Origin of the sequence: Vibrio lentus (assembly GCF_030409755.1) — a bacterium.
Taxonomy (GTDB): Bacteria; Pseudomonadota; Gammaproteobacteria; order Enterobacterales; family Vibrionaceae; genus Vibrio; species Vibrio lentus.
Genome location: NZ_JAUFQE010000002.1, coordinates 1136079 through 1160114 on the forward strand (window position 1 = coordinate 1136079; position 24036 = coordinate 1160114).

Annotated in this window: 28 protein-coding genes; 17 read left to right on the forward strand and 11 right to left on the reverse strand. The window is 43.1% G+C overall.

Going from position 1 to position 24036, the window contains the following annotated elements; translation table 11 throughout:
- Positions 1 to 12: 12 nt before the first annotated feature.
- Together QWZ07_RS13580 and QWZ07_RS13585 are read right to left on the reverse strand one after the other, a co-directional pair.
- Complete coding sequence (locus QWZ07_RS13580; RefSeq protein ID WP_065112538.1) at positions 13 to 1044, reverse strand: methionine synthase; 1032 nt, start codon at positions 1042 to 1044, stop codon at positions 13 to 15.
- A 27-nt stretch (positions 1045 to 1071) separates the two neighbouring features.
- Positions 1072 to 2049 (reverse strand): DUF1852 domain-containing protein, encoded by a 978-nt coding sequence (locus tag QWZ07_RS13585; protein WP_192853588.1) that lies wholly within the window; start codon positions 2047 to 2049, stop codon positions 1072 to 1074.
- Positions 2050 to 2341: 292 nt separating this feature from the next.
- On the opposite strand from QWZ07_RS13585, the gene QWZ07_RS13590 reads away from it, so the two are divergent.
- The 3 genes from QWZ07_RS13590 (at position 2342) to QWZ07_RS13600 (ending at position 5016) form a co-directional block, all read left to right on the forward strand.
- Positions 2342 to 3151 (forward strand): sulfite exporter TauE/SafE family protein, encoded by an 810-nt coding sequence (locus tag QWZ07_RS13590; protein WP_192853589.1) that lies wholly within the window; start codon positions 2342 to 2344, stop codon positions 3149 to 3151.
- 267 nt (positions 3152 to 3418) lie between these two features.
- Entirely contained in the window at positions 3419 to 3925 is a 507-nt protein-coding gene (locus QWZ07_RS13595; RefSeq protein ID WP_192853590.1) for a DUF6653 family protein, read from the forward strand.
- Positions 3926 to 4011: 86 nt separating this feature from the next.
- Positions 4012 to 5016, forward strand: coding sequence for a S66 family peptidase (locus tag QWZ07_RS13600; RefSeq protein ID WP_192853591.1), 1005 nt, complete (start codon positions 4012 to 4014; stop codon positions 5014 to 5016).
- Positions 5017 to 5116: 100 nt separating this feature from the next.
- Here QWZ07_RS13600 and QWZ07_RS13605 read toward each other — a convergent pair whose 3' ends face one another.
- Entirely contained in the window at positions 5117 to 5560 is a 444-nt protein-coding gene (locus tag QWZ07_RS13605) for a hypothetical protein (protein WP_192853592.1), read from the reverse strand.
- Positions 5561 to 5649: 89 nt separating this feature from the next.
- Between QWZ07_RS13605 and QWZ07_RS13610 the strand changes: the two genes are divergently transcribed.
- The 7 genes from QWZ07_RS13610 to QWZ07_RS13640 all read left to right on the forward strand — a co-directional run bounded on the left by QWZ07_RS13610 (position 5650) and on the right by QWZ07_RS13640 (position 9736).
- Entirely contained in the window at positions 5650 to 6090 is a 441-nt protein-coding gene (locus QWZ07_RS13610; protein WP_192853593.1) for a MarR family winged helix-turn-helix transcriptional regulator, read from the forward strand.
- A 171-nt stretch (positions 6091 to 6261) separates the two neighbouring features.
- Positions 6262 to 6672 (forward strand): GNAT family N-acetyltransferase, encoded by a 411-nt coding sequence (locus tag QWZ07_RS13615; protein WP_076671945.1) that lies wholly within the window; start codon positions 6262 to 6264, stop codon positions 6670 to 6672.
- A gap of 44 nt (positions 6673 to 6716) precedes the next feature.
- Entirely contained in the window at positions 6717 to 7133 is a 417-nt protein-coding gene (locus QWZ07_RS13620) for a VOC family protein (protein ID WP_017112026.1), read from the forward strand.
- A 140-nt stretch (positions 7134 to 7273) separates the two neighbouring features.
- Positions 7274 to 7855, forward strand: coding sequence for an HD domain-containing protein (locus QWZ07_RS13625; RefSeq protein WP_065103483.1), 582 nt, complete (start codon positions 7274 to 7276; stop codon positions 7853 to 7855).
- Positions 7856 to 7987: 132 nt separating this feature from the next.
- A complete protein-coding gene (locus tag QWZ07_RS13630; protein WP_192853594.1) occupies positions 7988 to 8458 on the forward strand; it encodes a GNAT family N-acetyltransferase in 471 nt (156 codons plus the stop codon).
- Positions 8459 to 8663: 205 nt separating this feature from the next.
- Positions 8664 to 9326 (forward strand): DUF922 domain-containing protein, encoded by a 663-nt coding sequence (locus tag QWZ07_RS13635; RefSeq protein WP_192853595.1) that lies wholly within the window; start codon positions 8664 to 8666, stop codon positions 9324 to 9326.
- Positions 9327 to 9511: 185 nt separating this feature from the next.
- Positions 9512 to 9736 carry a hypothetical protein gene (locus tag QWZ07_RS13640; RefSeq protein ID WP_020477302.1) on the forward strand — a complete coding sequence of 75 codons (225 nt, stop codon included), beginning with the start codon at positions 9512 to 9514 and terminating at the stop codon, positions 9734 to 9736.
- Between the two features lie 182 nt (positions 9737 to 9918).
- Here the strand turns inward: QWZ07_RS13640 and QWZ07_RS13645 are convergent, their stop codons facing one another.
- Complete coding sequence (locus tag QWZ07_RS13645; protein ID WP_017112031.1) at positions 9919 to 10251, reverse strand: PBPRA1643 family SWIM/SEC-C metal-binding motif protein; 333 nt, start codon at positions 10249 to 10251, stop codon at positions 9919 to 9921.
- Positions 10252 to 10444: 193 nt separating this feature from the next.
- Here QWZ07_RS13645 and QWZ07_RS13650 point away from each other — a divergent pair, with 193 nt between their 5' ends.
- The 3 genes from QWZ07_RS13650 (at position 10445) to catB (ending at position 12335) form a co-directional block, all read left to right on the forward strand.
- Entirely contained in the window at positions 10445 to 10828 is a 384-nt protein-coding gene (locus tag QWZ07_RS13650) for a nuclear transport factor 2 family protein (RefSeq protein WP_192853596.1), read from the forward strand.
- 69 nt (positions 10829 to 10897) lie between these two features.
- On the forward strand, positions 10898 to 11629 hold the full coding sequence (locus QWZ07_RS13655) for a glucose 1-dehydrogenase (RefSeq protein ID WP_192853597.1): 732 nt from the start codon (positions 10898 to 10900) through the stop codon (positions 11627 to 11629).
- A gap of 79 nt (positions 11630 to 11708) precedes the next feature.
- Entirely contained in the window at positions 11709 to 12335 is a 627-nt protein-coding gene (catB, locus tag QWZ07_RS13660; RefSeq protein WP_019823525.1) for a type B chloramphenicol O-acetyltransferase, read from the forward strand.
- A gap of 69 nt (positions 12336 to 12404) precedes the next feature.
- Here catB and QWZ07_RS13665 read toward each other — a convergent pair whose 3' ends face one another.
- Complete coding sequence (locus QWZ07_RS13665) at positions 12405 to 13583, reverse strand: BamA/TamA family outer membrane protein (RefSeq protein ID WP_192853598.1); 1179 nt, start codon at positions 13581 to 13583, stop codon at positions 12405 to 12407.
- Positions 13584 to 13701: 118 nt separating this feature from the next.
- A complete protein-coding gene (locus tag QWZ07_RS13670; RefSeq protein WP_192853599.1) occupies positions 13702 to 14067 on the reverse strand; it encodes a c-type cytochrome in 366 nt (121 codons plus the stop codon).
- 232 nt (positions 14068 to 14299) lie between these two features.
- Here QWZ07_RS13670 and QWZ07_RS13675 point away from each other — a divergent pair, with 232 nt between their 5' ends.
- The 3 genes from QWZ07_RS13675 to QWZ07_RS13685 are packed head-to-tail and all read left to right on the forward strand — an operon-like array spanning position 14300 to position 15291.
- On the forward strand, positions 14300 to 14551 hold the full coding sequence (locus QWZ07_RS13675) for a Rho-binding antiterminator (protein ID WP_102578531.1): 252 nt from the start codon (positions 14300 to 14302) through the stop codon (positions 14549 to 14551).
- A gap of 8 nt (positions 14552 to 14559) precedes the next feature.
- Positions 14560 to 14793, forward strand: coding sequence for a hypothetical protein (locus QWZ07_RS13680; protein ID WP_192853600.1), 234 nt, complete (start codon positions 14560 to 14562; stop codon positions 14791 to 14793).
- A gap of 48 nt (positions 14794 to 14841) precedes the next feature.
- Positions 14842 to 15291 carry a GyrI-like domain-containing protein gene (locus QWZ07_RS13685; RefSeq protein WP_192853601.1) on the forward strand — a complete coding sequence of 150 codons (450 nt, stop codon included), beginning with the start codon at positions 14842 to 14844 and terminating at the stop codon, positions 15289 to 15291.
- A gap of 129 nt (positions 15292 to 15420) precedes the next feature.
- Here QWZ07_RS13685 and gltS read toward each other — a convergent pair whose 3' ends face one another.
- From gltS to QWZ07_RS13700, 3 genes are all read right to left on the reverse strand, one after another.
- Positions 15421 to 16641, reverse strand: coding sequence for a sodium/glutamate symporter (gltS, locus tag QWZ07_RS13690; RefSeq protein ID WP_192853602.1), 1221 nt, complete (start codon positions 16639 to 16641; stop codon positions 15421 to 15423).
- A gap of 77 nt (positions 16642 to 16718) precedes the next feature.
- Positions 16719 to 18092, reverse strand: coding sequence for a patatin-like phospholipase family protein (locus QWZ07_RS13695; protein WP_192853603.1), 1374 nt, complete (start codon positions 18090 to 18092; stop codon positions 16719 to 16721).
- A 195-nt stretch (positions 18093 to 18287) separates the two neighbouring features.
- The gene (locus QWZ07_RS13700) at positions 18288 to 18878 is read right to left on the reverse strand and encodes a glutathione S-transferase (protein WP_241907094.1); all 591 of its coding nucleotides are present in this window, start codon (positions 18876 to 18878) and stop codon (positions 18288 to 18290) included.
- 173 nt (positions 18879 to 19051) lie between these two features.
- Here QWZ07_RS13700 and QWZ07_RS13705 point away from each other — a divergent pair, with 173 nt between their 5' ends.
- Entirely contained in the window at positions 19052 to 21307 is a 2256-nt protein-coding gene (locus tag QWZ07_RS13705) for a peptidase U32 family protein (protein WP_102314406.1), read from the forward strand.
- Between the two features lie 127 nt (positions 21308 to 21434).
- Here the strand turns inward: QWZ07_RS13705 and QWZ07_RS13710 are convergent, their stop codons facing one another.
- Together QWZ07_RS13710 and QWZ07_RS13715 are read right to left on the reverse strand one after the other, a co-directional pair.
- Positions 21435 to 21899 (reverse strand): acyl-CoA thioesterase, encoded by a 465-nt coding sequence (locus tag QWZ07_RS13710; protein ID WP_017091416.1) that lies wholly within the window; start codon positions 21897 to 21899, stop codon positions 21435 to 21437.
- Between the two features lie 149 nt (positions 21900 to 22048).
- On the reverse strand, positions 22049 to 23872 hold the full coding sequence (locus QWZ07_RS13715; protein WP_192853604.1) for an ABC transporter ATP-binding protein/permease: 1824 nt from the start codon (positions 23870 to 23872) through the stop codon (positions 22049 to 22051).
- Between the last annotated feature and the right edge of the window lie 164 nt (positions 23873 to 24036).

Here is a 24036-nt window from a genome sequence, read left to right on the forward strand (position 1 = left end):
CCGATGAGTGTTCTATCTATCGGCGATTTCTTTTCGGATGATCTCTGCACCTGCATGTAATGCATTAAGCTTGGCCGTTGCGATAGAGCGTGGCAGGGGAGCCATTCCGCAGTTAGTGCATGGGTACAGGTTTTCGGCATCGACAAACTCTAGAGCTTTTCGTAAAGTATCTGCAACTTCTTCTGGTGTTTCGATATCGTTGGTTGCTACGTCAATAGCACCGACCATAACTTTTTTGCCGCGAACAAGTTCCAATAGCTCAATAGGCACACGAGAGTTGTGACATTCTAATGAGATAATATCGATATTAGATTTTTGCAGTTTCGGAAATACTTCTTCGTATTGTCTCCACTCAGTTCCTAACGTCTTTTTCCAATCTGTATTGGCCTTGATGCCGTAGCCATAGCAAATATGAACGGCAGTTTCGCATTTAAGGCCTTCAATGGCTCTTTCTAAACACGCGATTCCCCAATCATTCACTTCATCAAAAAACACGTTAAATGAAGGCTCATCAAATTGGATAATATCAACGCCAGCCGCCTCTAAGTCTTTAGCTTCTTGGTTGAGAATTTTGGCAAACTCCCACGCCAATTGTTCGCGACTCTCATAATGATCATCGTAAAGTGTGTCGATCATGGTCATAGGACCAGGCAATGCCCATTTAATCGGCTGATCAGTTTGTTGACGTAAGAACTTAGCATCTTCGACAAAAACAGGCTTTTGGCGAGAAACAGGGCCTACAACTGTAGGGACGCTTGCGTCATAGCGATTACGAATCTTAACGGTCTTACGCTTCTCAAAATCAACGCCGTTAAGGTGCTCAATAAACGTTGTGACGAAGTGTTGGCGTGTTTGTTCGCCGTCACTAACAATATTGATTCCGGCTTGCTGCTGTTCTTGCAATGAGATACGCAACGCATCGTGTTTACCAGCAATCAGTTCTTCACCTTCCAATTTCCATGGTGACCAAAGTGTTTCTGGTTGAGCTAACCAAGAGGGCTTGGGTAAGCTGCCTGCTGTTGAAGTCGGTAATAGTGTTTTCATAATAAGTGCCGCTATATTCTGGGTTAATTACAATGCGTAGTTCGCAGACCAATTCTCAAGTGTTGCTTGGTGCGGCTTAATGAAGTGTTCTTCAGCGAATTTACCCTGTTCAATAGCTAACTGACTGCGCTCTTCTCGGTCATAAACAATTTGAGTCAACGAATGATCTAAGCTCTTCAGGTTTGGCTGGTAGCATTTACCAGCAACTGCGTTCGCATTATAAATCTCTGGGCGGTAAATCTTCTGAAAAGTTCCCATTGTGCTGATGGTGCTGATCAATTCAAAATTGGTGTAATCATTAAGTAAGTCGCCAAAGAAATAGAAAGCTAACGGTGCTGCGCTATTTGGCGGCATAAAGTAGCGAACTTGTAATCCCATCTTCTTGAAATATTGCTCAGTGAGAGAAGACTCGTTTGGCTGATATTCAACGCCTAAAACTGGGTGTTGATTTTCAGTTCTATGATAGGTTTTATTGTCTGAAACACTCAGGCATATCACTGGCTGTTTATTAAAATTCTGCTTATAAACGTCCGAGCTCACAAAGTATTTAAAGAGTTTTCCGTGTAGGTCACCAAAATTATCTGGGATACTAAATTTCGGTTGGCCTTTATTATGATCCAGTAGTAATACACTAAAATCATAATCGCGAACATAAGAGGAAAAGTTGTTTCCAACAATACCTTCAATACGTTTGTTGGTGGTGTGGTCAACGATATTTGTTTTCAAAATTTCGATTGAAGGGAAGGCTTGGTCACTGCCTTCAATGTCCATATCAACCGAAATGATTTCAAGCTCAACAGAGTAGCGATCACCGTTTGGGTTATCCCAATGTGCTAAAGCGTTGAAACTGTTATCAATCATCTTTAATGCGTTACGCAGATTCTCTTGGCGGCTATCGCCTCTCGCTAAGTTAGCAAAATTGGTTGTGATACGAGTACTGTCTGAAGGACGATAATTTTCATCGAGACAAATGCTTTTAATTGTAAAGTTAAAGTCTTTATTCATAGTGTTGGTATCCCAATATTTTGATTTCTTAGTCAGCGATTTGCACAGGTTTTGGTTTGAGGCCGTGAGCTGATTTAAGAATTAAATTCAATAATGTTTTTGTTATGGGGTTATTTATACGTGCTTCAGTGGATGGTTAATAATGGTTTTCTTTCACATTCAACATGAGGATTATTCATGATGTATTCGTTTGAAAAATAAAGCGACCGTCAGTTATATTAACTGGCTGAATGCGAGCGTAACTGAATTTATGTCGTAAATTAGCCCCTAAATATATAAGGAAATAAGCGGAATGAGTGAATGGCTGTTGTTGATTTTATACTGTGCAATACTTGGCAGTGGTGTAGGTTTCTTGGCTGGGTTATTAGGGATCGGCGGGGGGCTTATTATTGTCCCGGTACTTAGTAGTATTTTATTGCACTTCGGATCTTTACCAACAGATCAGGTCGTGATCGTTGCAATTGCGACGTCATTAGCATCGATATTATTCACATCAACATCGTCTGCAATCGCCCATCATAAAAATGGTAACGTGCCATGGAATCTTGCACCATGGATAATGACGGGTGTTGCACTTGGCGCATTGGTTAGTGGTTTTATGGCGGCACTATTGCCAGAACAAGTGGTGCGTTTGGTCTTTACCGTGAGTGTTGTGCTTATCGCAATTAAGATGTTTCTAAGCAGTAAAAGCGCGGCATCTAAAGAGCGTAAGCTACCCAACAAAGCATTGTTAACCTTTTTTACGACGATCACTGGCGGGTTGTCAGCCATGATTGGCATCGGTGGTGGCGCGTTATTAGTGCCTTTACTGACGTTCTTCTCACTGGATATGAAAAAGGCCATAGGTTGTGCGTCTGCCTGCGGTATTGTCATCGCGTTGTTTGGTTCGATAGGTTACATAAGCTCAGGTACGCCTCACTTTGCTTTAGAGGATGGCTTTGCTGGGTTTGTCTATCTACCTGCTTTGTTGGGTATTGTTTGTACTTCATGGTTCACAGCACCTTTAGGGGCAAAAGCGACCAATTACTTACCCGTTCCAACGATCAAAAAAATCTTCGCTGTATTACTGTTAGTCATGGCTGCGAATATGATTATTCGTTAAAAACTAATGGTTGTTAAGAATGAGTGGTCGCTAAAAACTAATGGTCGTTAACTTATCAATGTTCGTTTAAAAATCAATGAACGAACGTCTCCGAGAAGGTGCTAAGCCTATAGGGTGATACAAGTTCACCCTGTGATATCACAAAATACGTTCGAATAGTTTTTAACGTTTAATTGGTCGTGTAATGTTTGAGTTCATATGCAGCGTTGCTTGTTGTTCGTGGCTATTTGTTCACGGCCGATACGTTAACAATTCAAGGGAAGCCATTTGGATATCATCAAACAATTAGAAAAGCTCATGTCGATGGATGAATCCACTTGGCATAAGCACTCTAACCCGTGGAGTGTTTATACTCGATTTACTCTTCTCCCACTGATTTCTCTCGCTTTTTGGTCTAGAGATTGGATCGGAATCTATTCTGTACTGGCAATATTGGCCTCCTTCCTTTGGGTATGGATTAATCCGAGGTTATTCCAAGCTCCTGAGACAACGAACAACTGGGCTTCAATGGGTACGTTTGGTGAGCGCATCTATCTGAATCGTAACGTTGAGCCTATTCCTCTTCATCATGTAAAACCGATTCTGGTTCTTCAGTCCTTAACTGGGCTAGGCTTGCCCGTATTTGTATATGGCTTATGGAGTTTAGACTTAACCTTAGTCGTCATTGGTAACCTTTGGATTGCTGTATTTAAGGCTTGGTTTGTCGATAGAATGGTTTGGCTATATTTGGATATAAAAGACACTAAACCTGAATATGCGAATTGGCTAAAGTGATGACAAACGAATCGGGTAGTGTACTCGTGCGTCGTCTTTTGGGTTAGGTTTGAATGAAATTGTTTAGATAATGGAGTATTTAGTTCGTGTTATATCCAAAGGCTTTAAAAGCAGGTGACAAAATTGGTTTCTTCTCGCCATCTTCTCCTGCCACTGTATTCGCTCCGAATCGATTTAATCGTGCTAAATCTTATCTGGAGTCACAAGGTTTCGTTTTAGTTGAAGGCTCACTCACAGGGGAGTCGGACAAGTATCGCTCTGGTTCGATTCAAGATCGAGCTGAAGAATTAAATCAGCTCATTCGTGATCCAAGTGTCCGTTGTATCATGTCTACAATAGGTGGCACCAACAGCAATTCACTGTTGCCCTATATTGATTACGAAGCGTTGAAAAACGACCCTAAGATCATTATTGGTTATTCAGACGTGACCGCGTTGCTGCTTGGCATTTATGCACAGATAGGGCTAATCACATTCTATGGTCCGGCGTTGGTTGCTTCTTTCGGTGAACTTCCGCCATTGGTCGATGAAACACTCCGTTCATTCATTGATATTTTGTGTTCTGACTCCGAGCAATATCAATACGCTATGCCCTTGGAATGGACAGATGTGAAACATGATTGGGAAACACAAGATACAGCGAAACCTGTGTATCCGAATGACTGGCAATTCTTGGGAGAGGGTAAGGTTTGTGGTCGTCTTATTGGGGGTAACTTGAATACGATGGCTGGGATTTGGGGAAGTAAGTATATGCCAGATCTTCAAGCCGGTGACATCTTACTTATTGAGGATTCATTAAAGGGTATTGAAAGCGTAGAACGTTCATTCTCACACCTTCTAGCCTGTGGTGTTTTTGACAAAGTCGGTGCCATTATTCTGGGTAAGCACGAGCTATTTGATGACAAAGGAACAGGACGAGCACCACTTGAGGTTCTACTCGAAGTTTTAAATGGCAAGCCAATCCCAATATTCTGCGGATTTGATAGTTGCCATACTCATCCAATGCTTGTAACACCTTTAGGAGTAACGTGCTCAATCGACTTTGATAATCAAATCTTTGAGCTTAAAGAACGGTGGCTTTCAGAAACGTAATATAAATGCTCACTGCGATTCCCAACGCTTGGCATTTATAATGACTGTTTAGGTGAAAGGCCCCTGAGTGCTTCACCTAAACAACTCTACCTAAAGATACTTAAGATATCGTCTTTTTAGGACGGAATTTTCGACCATCCATAATATTCAAAGACATCAGTGTTAGGTTAGTGGCTCCAGCGATAAGTTCTAACGCTTGAACGCCATAAAATACTGCATCGAGCTCTCCAGAACTCGCCCATTGATTCAAAAAATAGGCTGCTGGGATCAAAATAAAGATCCCGTTAAAAGCAATGATTGGCATCCGTTTACTCTTACGTTCAACAATTTTTCCTTTTCGGTGCTTAGCCATTGCAGCACCTGTTGCGCCCGTAACTGCAATCGCTGGTACCAGAATAAATAAACCCGGAAATACGATCAGCGACTTAACCAGCTGTATCGACTCTGTGGTTCCAGTCAGTTCCACAATCAAGGTTGAAGAAAAGAATGTTGCAACACATAACGTAGCAACTATTGCAGCAAGTCGGTGGATTATTGGTTTCATATTGTTCTGTTCCATTTGTTATTTTGGTAACATGTTGTCAATATCGTTGAGTTTAAATTAATGACAGCATGTTGTCAAAGTGAGGCGTTGTGGATACGAATGGAGAAGTCTTTACTAAGATTGCTTTAGAGATCTTTAAGGTAAGTGGTTTATTGAACAATGAAGGCGATAAAATAACGGAAGAGTTTGGACTGAGTAGTGCACGATGGAAGGTGATGGGAGCGATTGAAAAATCAACTGACTTAGTCACAGTGTCACAAATTAGCCGTATCATGGGCCAAAGTAGGCAAGCCACTCAGCGCGTTGTTGACGTCATGGTTAAAGACGAGCTGGTGGCATGGTTAGATAATCCGAATCATAAGAAAGCAAAACTGGTGGAACTCACGGACAAGGGTAAGCAAACCTACAACCTACTCGATAACAAACAAGTTTTGTGGGCAAATCAAGGCGCCGAAGGAATCGACAGAGATGAGCTAGATAAGGCTTTAATCACTTTAAATAAAATGGCCAAATTTCTTGAAAGAGAATAGCTTAGGCTTGTGTTGTTATCCTTTAATTCTATTGTAAATCATCGATTAAACAATGAGTTATAGGGGAGTGTCTATGTTTAGATATGCTAATTTTCGAATAATACGGAATGACTGTATATATATACAGTGAGGGGGTGTATACTCCGTTTATATCAAAAGGAGTAGCATAGAATGACAATAGTATTTGATGAAAAAGTTCCTAATCCAAATGAATTCTGCGATATGCGAGTACGAGCAAACCTATCACCAAAATCTATTGAAGCTGCCACCATTGCGTTACCAAATAGCCTCTATGGTGTCTCGATAAGAGACGCAGGTGTTCTAATTGGTATGGGGCGTGTCGTCGGTGATGGTGCATGTAATTTTGAGGTTGTTGATGTTGCTATTGATCCTAGTTATCAAGGACAAGGGTTAGGGCGAAAAGTGATGGGATATATCGACGACTACTTGTCCTCGGTTGCACTTGAAGGATCGTATGTTTCAATGATCGCTGATGAACCTGAATTCTATGAAAAATTAGGCTATAAACTAGTGTCTCCTTCATGCCAAGGAATGACAAAAAAGTTCAAACCTTGCGTATAATGAACGGATTCTAAAAGCCAAAAATTTACACACTAGGTAGAACCATGAAGCAAAATATTGTCCATATTGCATTGGTCGTTAAAGATTACGATGAAGCCATCGATTTCTATGTAAACAAGCTGAATTTTGAACTTATTGAAGACACCTATCAGGCAGAACAAGACAAACGTTGGGTTGTGGTTGCTCCGCCGAATTCTCATGGCGTTACCTTATTGCTTGCAAAGGCGTCTAAGCCAGAACAGCATGATTTTATTGGTAATCAAGCGGGTGGACGCGTATTTATTTTCTTGAATACCGATGATTTCTGGCGTGATTACGAGCATATGAAATCGATAGGGATTAACTTTGTCCGAGATCCACAAGAACAAGACTACGGTACCGTTGCTGTATTCGAAGATTTATATGGAAACCTTTGGGATTTACTTCAGTTAAACCCTGACCATCCGATGGCAAAGAGATAAGCTATAGGACGTTCTTTATTATACGCCCTATAAATAAGGCCACAAGCCACTAGATAAATACTTCTAGAAATACGCAAATCTGACGCTTAAGCCATGGCACTTAAACCATTTAACTAACAATCGATTTAGGAGAATGCTTCATGGAAGAAATCAATAATGTCCTTCAGTTTATGGTTGAAATTGAAAAGCTAAAATCAGTTCACCGTCAAACGAAACCAGTAGGGCTGGATCGCTACGAAAATTCAGCGGAGCATAGTTGGCATGTGTGCTTAAGCGCCCTGATGCTGAAAGACTACGCGAATGAGACGATTGATATTACGCGTGTCGTTAAAATGCTATTGATTCATGACCTAGGTGAGATCGACGCCGGAGACACGATTATTTACGCCAGTGAAACGGAAGAAAATAAGTTAAAAGAACGTCATTGTGTTGAGCGCTTATTCCAATCGTTACCTCATGATCTACGCGATGAGTATGTACAGTTGTGGTTAGAGTTTGAAGAAGGCAAGTCTCCAGAGTCGATGTTCGCAAAAGCGATTGATAGAGTGCCTCCCTTATTACATAACATCCACGGTGGTGGTCATAGCTGGAAGAAGCACAATATCTCTAAAGATAAAGTCCTCACTTTCAATGGTGAACGCATATCCAAGGGCAGTAATAAGTTGTGGGATGCACTTGAAGTTCAGTTAGAAAGTGCCGCAGAGAAAGGTTTTCTGAAATAGTGCGTGAACCACAGTATTAATCCGGCTTCTCTTAGACAATAAGTCAAAACATTAGGTAATCGGCCATGGCGACTTAATTACGGAACTTACGTAATTACTAAGTGCGACGTAACCAGACAATTTGGAGTATTTATGATAACCGTTGAACGACTCAAACCGTTGGATGTTGAGAGAGTGAAAAACATTCAATTGGCTGATGAACAGATCAAGTTCGCAGGAACCGCAGAGGCGTTTTTATTGAGTGGCAGTGACACGATTCACTTACACGTAATCAAATACAACAACGATGTTGTTGGCTTTTTTAAGTTAGACACTGCGTATGCTACTGGGTACGATTTTTGTTCTGAACATGGCTTAGGATTAAGAGCATTCGCTGTCGACAAAAATCAGCAGGGCAAAGGCATAGGGACGGGTAGTGTGAAGGCGCTATTTCCTTATTTAAAATCTAACTACGCCGAATTCGACTCGATTTACCTGACCGTTAATTGCAAGAACCCAGGGGCAGTCAGTTGTTACAAAAAGGGTGGATTCGTGGATACCAATGAAAAGTACTTAGGTGGTGAAGCCGGTCCGCAGCACATAATGAAAGGACAAATTAGATAAGCGGTGTTCGTAAGTGATGCTCGAATGAAAAAGTCGTTTGTGAAAACTCAATACCGACCTATTTTTAATACTGGGAACGAACTAAGTAATGACTTGGCGTTAATCGACACGTGAGGTAGTCCTGACATAGGTCGTTCCTTATATGCGGTGATTGAGCGATTGCTGATGATCACTCTGGTCTTGCTTTTAGAACTATTGAGGGACTATGAATAGTCGGATATTAAAGGCTTTGGGAACGAACGCATCAATTGTGTTTGGTCACTTTATAATGTTTAGCCACCTTATTTTTTTTAGCCATATAGCAATGAGCGAAACGTTGCCCTTAGGATATTCTCTTAGTGTTGAGTACCAACCTTATAGCGTGAACGGAGGTACCGTTGCTGAAATTAATCGCTCCTTTCATGAGAATAAGCCTCAACACTTAAAAGATAGAGGTTTCGATGGTCTTACTAATTGGCAATATCAAACCTCTCATAACAGTGAAACCTGCGAGCTATCTAAACTGGACGTTAACATCACGTATACCTTGCCCCAAATCCAACGTTCGGAAGCTAACCGAGACGTGGTGGACGAATTCAAATCTTATATGGGAAAACTGTATCGTCATGAAGAAATGCACTGTGCGATAGCCGCAAAGCTATTTCAGCAGGTGTATTTAGCGTTCAAGCAGGGAGAGAGCGGAGATTGCAAACATCAACTCACTGTCGTAGACGATTTATATGCCAGCTTGCAACAACAGAGTGATGAGTTCGATTCTTATACCAATCATGGTGAAACTGAATTGCTCGCTTCTCCTTTTGGAGAGGAAGCCTATTACGCTCATTGCCGTATCACATTATCAAAGTATCTAACAGACATGAAAGAGTGAGTGCAACGTAAAGCTATGTGAGTTGAACAATTTTGTTCACCAACAAGTCGGTTGACGAGCGGCTACTCTTATTGGTTTTGGTTGTTTGATTGACGGATAATTCTATAAAACGATTTAGGTTGAATTCAACTTGTGGCATATTTGCATTGGTTAAGTTTCTGTTATCGATAAGGTTTATAGATTTTATGTATGGAAGTGAGCAGACGAGGGCGTTTTGTTGTAACTGCAAAGTGTTGACACTGCATAAATACACTATGTTCAGCAACCAAGTTCAAAAAGCACCTCAAAAAGAAAAGAAACCAGGTTTGATCCAACAGATTTTGTCGTCATTAGTGTCCAATAACACAACGGGTGATTATAAGTGTACAAAGTGTGGTACTTACTTACGTACGCCAGACAATCTTGACTAAGGCAGGCGATCAGTAAGGTATCTGAAAGGTCGGTTATCAAAAAGCCAAAACATTATTAAAGTGAACGCCTTGCTTAAGAAATAGCTCGAGATACAAAAAAAACGGGCAGATCGTAGTGACCTGCCCGTTTTTATCTCGATTGTCTCAATCGTATGCGGTTACTGATTGAGAGTTAGAAGTGCTTATGCGCAGCACTTCTTGTATTTCTTACCGCTACCACAAGAACATGGGTCGTTACGGTTAGGCGTTTTTTCAAACGTCATTGTTTTTGGCTTGTTTAGTAACGTGTCGAACTCAAGCGTGTTTTCTTCTTTTTCTGCATCAACAGATACCGCAACAAAGATTGAATGCTCAGCTGCGATTGCTTCAACTTCTGTTTTACGAGCTTCAGTTTGAACCATTACGTTAACTGGTGATTCTTCAGTACCCGCTTTAACATCGCGGTTTACATTGTAGCCAGCAAGAACGTGGTTCTGTCTTGTTTCGATACGGCCTTTAAAAAATAGTTTCGACATTGGGTACTCATTAAAAATGTGAATGGCGCTATTTTTAATGGAGATAGCGCAATGGAGCGGGGATTATACGCATATATTCCAATTGATAAAGCAGTGATGTGAGCAAAGGCTAATTGCTTTTTACTAAACGATGATTGAGTAATCAGGAACTTGTTTGGTTTTTGGCTTAAACGTAATGATTTAGGGATGAGAGATGACACCGAAAGAAGTGGTATTAGGTTTTTGGGATGCAATGCGCACCAACGATTTTGCAAAGGCAAGTGAATGGCTAGCCGAAGATTTTCAAGGTTACTGGCCTCAGTCGTCTGAGCTGACGGTAGGGCGAGGTAACTTCACTGCAATCAACTCTGAATACCCTGCTAACGGTGTTTGGGAGTTTACGCTCAATTCGATTGTCTGTGAGGGTGATACAGTAGTCACGGATGTGTCAGTGACTGACAGTGTATTGAAAGATCGGGTGATCACCTTTCACACGGTGGTTGATGGTCTAATTCAAAAGCAAACTGAGTTTTGGCCAGACCCATTCGAAGCGCCAGTTTGGCGATCGCAGTGGGTTCAGGTTGTATCGAACAATTAGGTTATATCGAGCAACCAGGTTGCATCGAAAAATCAGGTTATAACAAACAAGTGGCATTAGGAGGTTTCATTGAGCAAGGTAGTGATTGTAACAGGCGGAAGCCGAGGCATTGGCGCGGCGACATCTAAATTGTTGGCCAGTAAAGGCTATGCCGTATGCGTTAACTTCATACACAATGAATCGCGAGCGGAAGAGCTAGTTAATGATATTCGTGAGCAAGGTGGAACCGCTATCAGTGTTCGGGCGGATGTGTCGGTAGAGTCGGACGTTAAATCCTTATTTGAGATTGCTCGTAATAAGCTAGGTCCAGTGACTCACTTGGTCAATAATGCCGGGATCTTGTTTACCCAGTCACCATTGGTTGATATTGAATTGGATCGTTTTGAAAAGGTGATGAAATCCAACGTATCAAGCTGCTTTCTGTGTAGTAAAGCCTTTATCAAACAAGCTGATGGCGCGGGTGCAATTGTGAATGTATCGTCTGCCGCTTCTCGCACAGGCGCACCGTTTGAATATGTGGATTACGCTGCATCGAAAGGTGCGATGGATTCACTCACCAAAGGCTTATCGCTTGAACTTGCTTCACGCAATATCCGAGTGAATGGCGTAAGGCCAGGGTGCATTTATACTGAGATGCACGCAGACGGCGGAGAACCTGATCGCGTAGACAGACTAGCTTCGCAGCTACCATTACAACGAGGTGGCACGCCAGAAGAAGTCGCTAATTCTATCGCGTGGTTACTGTCAGACGAAGCTTCTTATGTAACTGGCTCATTTATTGATATTGCGGGCGGTCGATAGGGCACGTTGGCCTTTACACTAAGATAAACCAGTTAAAACCATAAACACGTAACAAAAGTACGAAACTAAGAGTACAAACATGAAAAATTATTTTGAAAGTCCGTTTGTCGGAAAGTCACTCAAAGAACAAGTGACCAACCCAAACATCATCGTGGGCGAGCACAGCTATTACTCGGGTTACTACCATAACCACAGTTTTGATGATTGTGCGCGTTATCTGCTGCCTGATAGAACAGATATCGACAAGTTGATCATCGGCAGTTATTGCTCGATTGGTTCTGGTGCAGTCTTCATGATGGCAGGCAATCAAGGCCACCAAAATCAGTGGGTGAGCACTTTCCCGTTTTTCTATCAAGATGATGAAAAGTTTGAAGGTGCGATAGACGGCTTTGAACGCTCTGGCGATACTGTGATTGGTAATGATGTATGGATTGGCACAGAAGCCATGATCATGAGTGGTGTTAAGGTCGGTGATGGGGCGATTATCGCGAGTAGAGCGGTTGTGACCAAAGATGTAGCGCCATACTCGATTGTCGGTTCAAACCCTGCGCGTCACATCCGTTATCGTTTCAATGAAACTGAAATCGCTCAATTGCTAGAAATGAAATGGTGGGAGTGGAGCGAAGAACAGATCAAAGGCGCAATGTCGTTGATGTGCTCTTCAGATATCGATGGCCTTTATCAGTACTGGAAAGCACTCAAGTAATTATTGTTACCGGAGCGCTTTGTCTCATCGTTATCGCTTTGGTTTATTGGGTAAGCACAGCGTAATAAATTAGATACCAGCACCGACTTGGAAATATAGGGCGGTATCTTCTTCACTGAAAGCAATATCAATCCCTGAAATCAAACCATAGCGTCTTGCGATAAGGTATCGGAAACCGACGCCATAAGCAGCGTGAGAACTTTGATCAAACATGTCTTTATCACTGTCACCCGCATAGCCAATTCCCGTAAACACCGCGGTTGACCAACGTGGTGTCCATTGTTTGCTTATTTGAACTTCTGCCGCGACAGTGTGTTCACCTTGATAGCGATTGCGGGCGATACCTCTGAGTTCAATGTCTGGGTAATATTGAGGGGAAAGCACGCGTTCATTGGTCGACAATGATTTGTATTGTCCTCGCAATGCTAAGTTCCACTCCTTGTTTAACTCCCAATAATTCAACCCTTCCAAATTAAACGTTTGGTAGGTGTAGTCACTGCCAATCGCATCACCAAACCAAAGATATTCCGCGACATAGTTGTATCCTTGCGTCGGATTCAAGAAGCTGTTCTTGCTGTCGTATTCAGCGATTAGACCCAAACCGGAAGAGGTCGGTGAGGTGTTGCCAATGTTGTTTAAGATTTTTTGCGCTTTGGGATGATTATTAAGTGAGAGTGTTGGTGCGAAGAACTGTTGAGAAAACCCCAGTAACCATTGGGAGTCGGGTACTCTAAATTGGAGCTTCTGTATCCCGCCCATGCCTTTGAGTCCTAGCTCAACACCTTCGTTTGGATCGAGTGGAGACAAGGCGTTCGGAGAGCTTTGTCTATAAAAGGTCATGTTGATATCGCCATAACCTAATCCACCAAGGTAGCGTATCGAGTCTTCATTCCAACTGCGTTTGTGACCAACAAACGCCATCCAAGTGCCATTTTCTGTCGCAAAGCCGCCAATCGCAGTGATTGCAGGGGTGAGAAGTTGCGCGCCACCGTCGATGGATTTTTCGGCGAGTTCTTTACGCGTGTTTTTTTGCGATTCAGATTCGTGCATGAAGATACCGGTGAAGCCGCCACCGTATCCTACCGCAGGCTCTGTAATGAGAATTGGGACAGGAAGAAAACCATAGGCATTTTCTGCGAGGTATTCTCCCATATCGAGTTGGCCATCAATTTCATCGATAAAGCTGACGGCGTGTGTCGCCGTAGAAACAAGTATCAGGCTACTTAGTGTTAAAGGTTTAAAGGTCATAACATTCCGTATTATTCAATATCCATTAAATTGAGTGTAATCAACCAAATAGAGAGCGCAATAGAACGAGGAGTATTAGCCGATATATCTGTTCAAAAGGCGAATGGCACAGCGTTTACTATTGGATAGTTTCTACGTACGTCAGAATATTCAGAGCATCTTGCTTGGTAATTGTACCTTTCCACGCTGGCATACCTTGTTCTACATCGCCCTCTAAAATGTCATCCGCCAAAGAGCTTGGGCTGGTAAAAAAGCCGCTCAGTTTATTAGCGATATTGGCGGGCTTGTGTGGCAATGAAGCTGCAGTGGGACCATCACCGTGTCCTTTGTCGCCATGACACACCTGACAAAGCTGTCGATATTTGGCTTTGCCATTGGCGAATTGACTCGCATCGACTTCAGTGGCCGCATTAACATTAAACGTCATCATTGAGGTGACTAACCCTAAGAAAGCTAACAAGTGTAAATAGTTCATGTGTTTCATTTTTTTATTCTCGATTATTATTTAACAATGAAAGAATAAGCAGGCGTGAGTAGAAGAAACGTGAATGGGTAAAGCGGGAGTAAGCTAAGTTTAGAAGCAAGTTTAGAAATAGGATTAAAAACAAGTTCAGTTGCGGACGAACATCAATGTGATTTGGGTAAATGATTGATTATATGCATATTGCATAGTATGGCGTGTCGCATTAGCGTGGTGGATGAATTGGAGGGGTATTATGATTAGTTGCAACGATTACGATTATATTGAGATTGTGTGTATGCACCGATACCCAATCAAATTAACGCTGAAGTCTGGCGAGCAGATTGAATGTGTCGGATTAGATACTCAACGCAATGATAGCCGTGAAGAGTGCATTAAGGTCAGTATTCAAGGTGTAGAACAACTTGTCGTACTCACTGATCTTTCCAAACTAGAAGTCTGTGTCGACAATCCTCATTTTCAGCAGATTTCATTCAAAACGTCATAGGCTTTCAAATGAATAACAGCATAGAACAATGCTATTGCACCGCGTGCAGAGAAGACACACAACATGTTGTTGTGTTGGTCAGAAAGACGAGTGCGTTTGCAGACAAACCTAACCAAAAGCGAAGCGAGTTTTGGGCAGGCATGATAAAAGGTTGGTTCCTTGATCCATTTATCGCGTCAATGGATGAGTTTTCTCGTCATCTTGTCTGTGAACAGTGTGGCCATAAAGAGATACAAGATTAGTTAAGATTTTACATAGTTAAAGCGTCGATTGGCTTAGGAATAAAACGAATGAAAGTAGAAACGATTGAAGCCGTAAAGGCGTATGGGTTTTCAGTAAGAACCACTAATACCGATGAGATTGATCCAGCAAAAGCAAAGATAGGTCAATTATGGCAAGGGTTTTTCGATCAAGCTTTTCCTAAGCTAACTCCAGACTCAAAGGTTTATGGCGTCTACACCAATTACCAATCGGATTTTACTGGTGAGTTTGATGTTATTGCATGTACCAATGCACTTACCCATAACAATCTAGATGACCTAGTTGAAACCGAAATTGAAGCAGGTAAGTACCTAACGTTTTCTGCTGAAGGTGAACTCCCTCAAGCTGTGATCGATCTTTGGGGAGAAGTGTGGGCGTACTTCAACGCAGCGGATTGCCCATATGTTCGAACTTACACGACAGACTTTGAATTTTACAAAGGCGAAACTGAAGTCGAGATTTCGATAGCGATTCAATAAGCTTTGGGTTGTCATTAGTGCTAGCGCAAATTTAGTCATTAGTACAAGAGTCGCTCTGTATTGAGCGGCTCTTTTTATTGGGGTACACCGCTTAAATAAATTGCGGCATACCGTCCTAACAAAGGTCAGCTACATCATTCTCATGAAGTAAGGAATAATCAGGGCGTTCGCTAAATCAATGAAGAACGCGCATACCAATGGCACGATGATGAAGGCTTGCGCTGAATGCCCATACTTCTGGCTTACTGCCGACATGTTTGCCATGGCTGTCGGTGTTGAACCTAATGAAATTCCTCCAAACCCCGCACATACAACGGCTGCATCATAGGTCTTACCCATTGAAGGGAACACGATGAAGATATTGATTATCACGGCCAGTAGCAGCTGCATTGCCAATATCGCGAAGATAGGACCAGCCAAGTCTATGAGCGTCCAAAGTTGCATGCTCATTAGTGACATCGCCAAAAATGTACCCAGGGAGATTTCGGCAATTAAGTCGATAGCGGGCGAGCGTGTCGGCCATTTTGCGCCCGAAATTCTAGGGTAGGAGTCTGGCATTACGTTGGTGATCACGATACCCGCAAACAAACACGATACGAACAGTGGAAGCTGTAATCCTGTCTGACTGATCAATTCATTAAGCAACGCGCCGACAATGACACAAATATGGATCGCTAACACGGCATCTAAAAATTGAAATGATGTGAGAGCTTGTTGTTTTTTGGCATTTGAATCGATTGATCCTGATTGGCCGTCGGCTGGTTTGAGGTTATGACGCTTGATGAGAAACTTCGCAATAGGACCACCCATCAGGCTGGCTAAAATCAGCCCGAATGTTGCACTGGCGATACCTATCTCCATCGCGCTTTCTAGGCCGAACTCTTCTGCAACCTTGGGTGCCCAAGCAATCGCGGTACCATGTCCGCCAATCAGCGAAATACTGCCGCTGAGTAGACCAAAGACTGGCTCTAGGCCAAACATTGATGCGACAGAAATACCGACAATGTTCTGCATGATCATGAAGAAAATAGTGATTGCTAGCAAAATGACCAAGGGCTTTCCGCCTTTGAACAGGTCTTTCAAACTTGAGTTAATACCAATCGTGGTAAAGAAGTAGACCAATAATACATCGCGAGCAAACAGATCAAACTGCACTTCAATTGAGGTCGTCGCGTATAAAACCGCGAACAAGAGCGATGCCAAAATCCCACCAGAGACAGGTTCAGGGATACTGAACTCTTTCAAAAAACCGATGACTTGATTCAGCCTTCGTCCGACAAATAGAACCACGATTCCCATGGTCACTGCAAAGAATGACCCGAGATGTAAGATGTTGTTTTCAAATTCCATAGTGATCCTTGTAAAGGTGAAATTATGACTAAATTTTTGATGGCCAAATCGCGCTTTGATAAGCAACTAGATTAGCATTATTTATTGCGTTCAAATGATAAGAAGTTTCGGAATTCCGGATCGGCAACAAGTTGTTTGTTACCTTCTTCAATCAATAGGTCGACGTTTTCTTTGTCTATCATAAAGTCCGTCGGAATTTGATTGAGCAAATATCGCTTGGCGCTGTTGTCTGATTTATTCAAGCTGATTTCAATGAAGTAAGGAGACACCTTACGACCTTGCTGAGAGGCCAACTCCGACCAAGACTGCAACTCGTCAACGATCAAATCTTTTGTTGTGTCGTTATAGCGATGCAGCTGGATATCAGTGATGACATCCACCGTTTGTTTCATGGAAGGCGCTTCAATTGATTCTCCAATGCCAGATTCTGGCGTCGTCGATGCATCAACCGAAATGATGACAATAGGGCGCGCGTGCTGGTTGTCGTACAAGTTTTTCAGCTCTTCGTTGTCGTTGTAACGCAAGTATTCAGACATCTCATATACCGACAGTAAACCGAGGTTGTCAGTGATCCCGCCATCCACAAGGTGGAGATAACTCACATCATCCTTATTGCTATAGGACTTTAGCGATTTGATGAGATTTCTATTGCGATAACTTGTGGCTTCAAACGAGGGCTGTAAATGCTCTGATTTGTCACAGTCATTTTTGTTTTCTAGTACCACAGGTGTGAAAACGAAAGGCACAGCAGAAGAAGCCGTCACTGAACTAGATACAGAATAGCTATTCAAGTCTGAACAAATGAGGTCAAAATACTCTTGTGTGAATGAAAAACGCGAACCCGTTGAAATGTCGGTCGCGTTAATAACAATGTAGGGTGCATCTTCTCGGTGCATGTCGGCAAATGTACTTTCACCGAAGATGTTGGCTTTGTAATAGTCGGTGGCTTTGTCTGTTCTGGTGGCGTACGAGAACCAATAAGTTGGAGATAAAAGGATGGAGAACAGATCTTTCGAGACTTCGTGATAAAGGAACGTTTCTTCGTAATCTTCGAATATCTGGTCACCATACAAACCATAATACGCGGCGGTAAAGCTGCCACCGGATACCGAACTGATCATATCAACTTCTTCTAACAGATTGACCGTTTCACCATTAACTTCGATGTTGGTGTCGCGCAATGCTTGCAACACACCATATGAGAGCGCTGCCGCACGTGTGCCGCCACCAGAAAAAGAAAGGATCAACGTGACTTTGCTATTGGGTTTAATGAAGCTTTTCGCCGTGTAGGCTTGATTCTGCTGCGCAGCAGATGGACTTGTGTTGGTTGCTTTGTTTTTCGCGCTACAGCCTGAAAGGGCGAGCGAGAAGGCCACTAACAGTGAAGCTTTCGCGAACCCTTTAAAATCGGGACTAAGTGTGTTGAACGTGTTTACTTGGTTTTTTGGCATAGCGCATTTCAAACTAACGTTGTGATTGAGTGAAAGACGATTTTCGTTGATATCTAATATGCCATCAATGGCAGTACTTGTAATTCAGTGTCACGATTTTCATAACAATAGAGAGTTGGCTATGCTTATTTAGAACTGTTTACAGTCATCTTCGGTAATCTAGGGATTTCTCCAGCAATTCATAGCGACTTAATGCTACCCAAAAAGACAATCTTGTTTAGTTTCATTCCACAAAGGGTATTGCTTCATAACTTGGGTGTAGAGCTTACTCTCGAGGTGCGCTCTTAACCAACGTCCTACGTTCTGATATTCAGATTGCACAAACCACTTCTTCTCGACTCTTACGAACTGGCTAACAAAAGGCATCACGGCAAAATCGGCTAAGCTTGGGGTTTCTCCAAAAAAGTAGGGCTGATCGGTGAGTAACGCTTCTAACTTACTGATGAATCCTTCACAGGCTTGTCGACGTTGTTCCGTATCTATGTTTCGGTAACGAACAGACGCACGATACTTTTCTAAGTGACCAATAAACTCATCATCGTTAACTTTAATGAGCTGGTGGACTTGTTGGCTAAGTGTTGGGTTACTTGAACGCAGAAGATCTTGAGGATCGTTTTGTTGAAGCGCCCAGTTCATCACATCTAAGCTCTGCTCGATGATTTGACCATCTGGCAATACCAATACTGGAACAGTGCCTTTTGGTGAACTAGCCAATAGTTCGCTAGGCTTATCTTTGGTGACAATCTCACGGAGCAACACTTGCTGTTTTGATAAGGCAATGCCCATTCTTCCACGCATAGCGTAAGGACAGCGTCTTAAAGAATAAAGGATAGGTAAATCGGATTCGTTTGGCATTATTGAGGTCATTTAGTTTGAAAAGTGTTGTTAGGTGGTAAAGAGATCGTGATGTAGGTAGAATACGCGGCTTAAAAATTATAAGTAAGTGAGCGACTTCAAAAATGAGCAGAAAGATTGAGTTATTAGCCCCAGGTGGCGATGTAGAGGCGATTAAAGCAGCTATCGTAGCGGGTGCTAATGCGGTTTATTGCGGTTTAGACACCTTCAACGCTCGTAACAGAGCCTCTAACCTGTCGTTAGATGAGTTGAATGGTGTGATTCGCCTTGCTCATGAATATGGCTGTGAAGTGTTTCTAACTCTTAACGTTGTGCTGCTGGAGCATGAAATTAAGAGCATCACTAAACTGTTAAACCAACTAGTGAACACCAAACTAGACGGCATCATTGTCCAAGATCTTGGTTTGTTTGATTTGGTGAAAAAGCATTTCCCATCATTAGATGTTCACGCATCGACTCAGCTGACTACGCACAACGAAGGCCAGATTAAGTTCTTGTCTAAGATTGGCGCGACGCGCGTTAACTTGTCTCGTGAATTGAACCTGCCAGAAATCAAAATGCTGACGGAAGTGGCACACGATCACGATGTTCTAACCGAAGTGTTTGTACATGGCGCTTTGTGTATCGCATTCTCTGGCCAATGTTACTCAAGCTCTGTAAGTGTGGGCAACTCAGGTAACCGTGGTCGTTGTAGCCAAGCGTGTCGTGATGAATACGAAATCACCGATGCAGGAAACAAGTTCCCACTGAACTTGAAAGATAACTCTGCTTACTATGACCTACCTGAACTGGTTGACGCAAAAGTTGACTCGCTGAAAGTAGAAGGCCGTATCAAAGGCGCACACTACGTATACACAGTGGTAGACACGTGGCGCAAACAGATTGATAGCTTTGTAGAAAGTGGTTTGTTGATCGAAGACGATTCGAACCTACACAAAGTATTCAACCGTGATTTCACCAACTCTTTCCTTAAGGGTAACCTAACGAAAGACATGTTTATCGATAACCCTCGCGACAACAGCATGAATTACGCTGTAGATAAAGCGACGAAAGAGAACAATGAAATCTCTGTTGTGCAAATTCAAGAAGTGACCAGCGATCTTTACGAAGCTAAGAATGCGCTAGGCAGCGAAATGCGCGATAAGATCGAGTTCCTTGATATTCGTAAAACACCGGTGTCATTGTCGTTTGGCGCGAAATTGGGTCAACCATTCACAGTGACAGTGAACACAGCAAAAGAGAACTTTACGGTTCAATCTAAATCGCTACTGATAGCGGCAGGTGAGAAGGCGATCGATCAAGAGTTACTTGAGAAGCGTTTCAAAGCTGTTAAGAGTGCAGTTCATACATTAGAGAGCTACAACTACGATAACCTTGATGCTGGCCTGATTATTCCTTTGAAAGAAGTGTCTAATCTTAAAGATGAAATCGACTTCGTTCTTAATGGCTCTGTAGATGTGATTAAGCACGTTGACGTGCCAGCACTACCGCAACACCCTAAGGTGAATGAGAAGCCAACCATGTCGATGCTGATCGCGGATGTGGAAGACTTGCACCTGTGTGATGTGACTGAAGCGGATGTTTACTTCAAACTGCCTGAAAGCTTCAAGAAGCGTTGCAACAAGTACATCGATATCTTAGCTGCAAACCCACGCTTGATTCCTTGGTTCCCTGCAGTATTGATCGGCAAAGACTACGACGAAGCGGTTCGTATTCTGGAAGAGGTCAAGCCAGCTCGCATCGTAACCAACAACACGGGTATTGCTTACAAAGCTTACGAAATGGGTATCGAGTGGGTTGCGGGTCCGTTCATGAACACGACCAACTCTCATGCGTTAGTGACTCTGCAAGAAGAGCTTAACTGTGCCGGTGCTTTCATTTCGAACGAGATCAACAAAGGTCAGATTCGTCATATTCGTCGCCCAGAGAACTTCAAACTGTTCTACAGCATCTACCACCCAATCTTGATGATGACTAGCCGCCAGTGTTTCTTCCAAAGAACCGTCGGTTGTAACAAGCCAAGCATCGAAGCGGGCTGTATGTTGAAGTGTGAGAAAGCGACCACGATTACCAACGTGAAAGGCATCTCTTTCGCGGTTGATAAACAGAAGGGTGGCTACCCAAGCATTTACAACCACGAGCAGTTCTTAAACCATGACGCTGTAACGGATTTCTCGGGTCTGTTCGATGAGTTCTTCATCGACCTAACCAACATCGGTGCAGGTTCGAAAGAAGTACAAGACAAAGTAGAGCTTATCAAACACTTCCAAGGTTTGATTGACGGCGTTGATGGTTCACAACAGAACCTAGAGCAGCTAGTCGAAGTTCGTACTAACGCTCAATACGTGCAAGGTCTATAGGGTTCAAGGTCTATAAGTTGCAAGGTCTATAAGGCTTAACGGCTTGTAAGCACTGTGAAGTAATAAACAAAAGGCCACTCGATCGAGTGGCCTTTTTGTATCTGAGTATTCTGAATCAGCGTATACGTTATTCCGTCACAGCTTCCTGTTTGAAGCATGGGCTTTTCAACGTGTTCATCTTTTCGATTTCACTGGTTAAACGCAGTGAAAGCAGCGCTTTTTGGTTTGAAGCAAAATCGAACATAACGATGGTCGCAGTACCGATTGTGGTCAGCTTCTGTTGAGTCTTACTGACGATCGCGTATTCCATGGTGAAGCGGTCGTCTTGAATGTCGGTGACACGAGAACCAATCATCAGCGTGTCTGGATATGTGACTGGGCGGAAATACTTACAGTAAGTGTCACCAAGAACAGGGCCAACTTTGGTAATCGCCATCTCTTCCATCAGCTCAACGTGCTTGAAAAAATCTAAGCGAGCAGTTTCGAAATAACGAAAATATACGGCGTTGTTAACGTGATTAAGCGCGTCCATTTCTCCCCAAGCGACTGGGATTTCTGTTACTACCGGGTAGTCAGATAATAATGCTTCCATGCGAACTCTCTTATTGTTATCTGCGGATAAGTTGTTATTGGAATAAAAACCCTACCGTTAAATTAACAAAACTGCAACACGTGTGATTTAAGTTTTTGAAGCTTGAAACCACACAATGTCAGTGACTTAGTTGCACATCCACTCAATGTTTACACATTAAGGTGTTTGAATTGCAGTTCAACTAGGCGTTGGTACAGTTCACAGCTATTGATGAGCGACTGGTGGTCGCCGATGTCTACTAGCTGTCCTTTATCGAGCACCGCAATCTGGTCGGCGTGTTTAATTGTTGATAATCGATGGGCGATAATGATGGTCGTTCTGCCACGCATTAACTCTTCTAAAGCTTGTTGAACGTGATGCTCACTTTCGCTGTCTAGCGCACTGGTTGCTTCATCCAACAATAGAATATTCGGATCTTTTAAGATGGCACGAGCGATTGCGATACGCTGACGCTGACCGCCAGACAATCTCACGCCACGTTCACCAAGAAAGCTGTGATAACCTTCAGGTAAGTTCTGAATGAACTCGTGCGCGTGCGCTTTTTTCGCCGCCTCGATAACTTGCTCGTCCGTTGCTTCTGGGTTCCCGTATCGAATGTTATGGAACACATCGTTACTGAACAGAGCGGGTTGCTGAGGAACCAATGCCATCTGCTTTCTTAGTTCATTCGGATCAAACTGATTCAGTTCAACACCACCTAACGTCACTTTGCCCACTTGTGGGTCGTAGAAACGTTGCAGCAGTTCGAATAGGGTGGTTTTACCTGCGCCAGACGGGCCAACCAATGCCAACACTTTACCTTCATGGGCCGTTAGCGTGAGGTTGCTTGTTGCGGGCTGGTCTGGTCTTGATGGGTAACAGAAAGTCACATCATCAAAAGCGACTTCTGGTGTCACGTTATCCAGTGATGTTGGGTTTTCTACAGGCGCAACAATGTGGCTTTCAACTTGTAGAATTTCAATCAATCGCTCTGTCGCACCTGCCGCGCGTTGCAATTCACCCATCACTTCAGAAATCGTACCTAGCGATGAAGCGACCATGATCGCATAGAAGACAAATGCAGCCAGATCACCCGCCGACATAGTGCCGTTGATAACATCACTGCCGCCAACCCAAAGCATGCCTGCAATCGCACTGAACACGATAACAATCACACCAGAGATTAGAATCGCACGCTGTTTAACGCGTTGGCGACCAATCTCATAAGCCTTTTCTACTTCAATTGCGAATGACGCTTTCTCTTGTTCTTCTCGGCTGTAGCTTTGCACCGTCTTGATGTGCTCAATCGCTTCGCCGGCATAAGAGCCCACATCGGACATCGAATCTTGGCTTTGACGGGATAGGGCTCTTACTCGTCGACCGTATACCAAAATCGGAATCAGGATAAACGGCACCGAGGCCAACACAATCAGCGTTAGCTTAATGTTGGTCGCGAACAGCATGATGATTGCGCCAATACACATTAATGCACTGCGCATCGCCATAGAAAACGACGAACCAATAATGCTTTGAAGCAGAGTTGTGTCGGTTGTGATGCGCGACATGATGTCGCCACTGCCATTGCTTTCAAAGTAACTCGGATGAAGTGTCACCACGTGATTGAAAACCGACAGGCGTATATCCGCACTTACTCGCTCACCAACAGAAGAGACTAAATAGAAGCGGAAAAAGGTGCCAATCGAGATCAACACGACCACCACCATGATGAATTGAATCGCACTGCCTAGGTCTGACAACGATTGTTGGCTGAAGCCTTGGTCGATAAGAAGGCGAATACCGTGTCCGACCGAAAGAGTTAAGCTCGCCGTGAAGATCAACGCGATCAACGCTGCAATCACACGACCTTTATACGGCTGAATAAATTTGCTGAGCTCGAACAGAATACTGAGGCTTTTCTTCTCAGGTTTGGGTTCTGGCGCTTTTTGATTCGATCGCTGAGTAGAGTCGAGCGTAGAAGAGACATCGTTTTGCATATGACTGCCTTAATGTGTTGTCGCTTTGAGAATAGATGGCTTATTGCTTGTAATACGTGTTGTTCGCTGCTGAAAACTTGTTATTGAGAATCGATGCCATTAAAGCATTTATTGCCGCGCGACGCTTCCTAGGAAACTCAATTTCCAAAATTTTCTTAGCACTG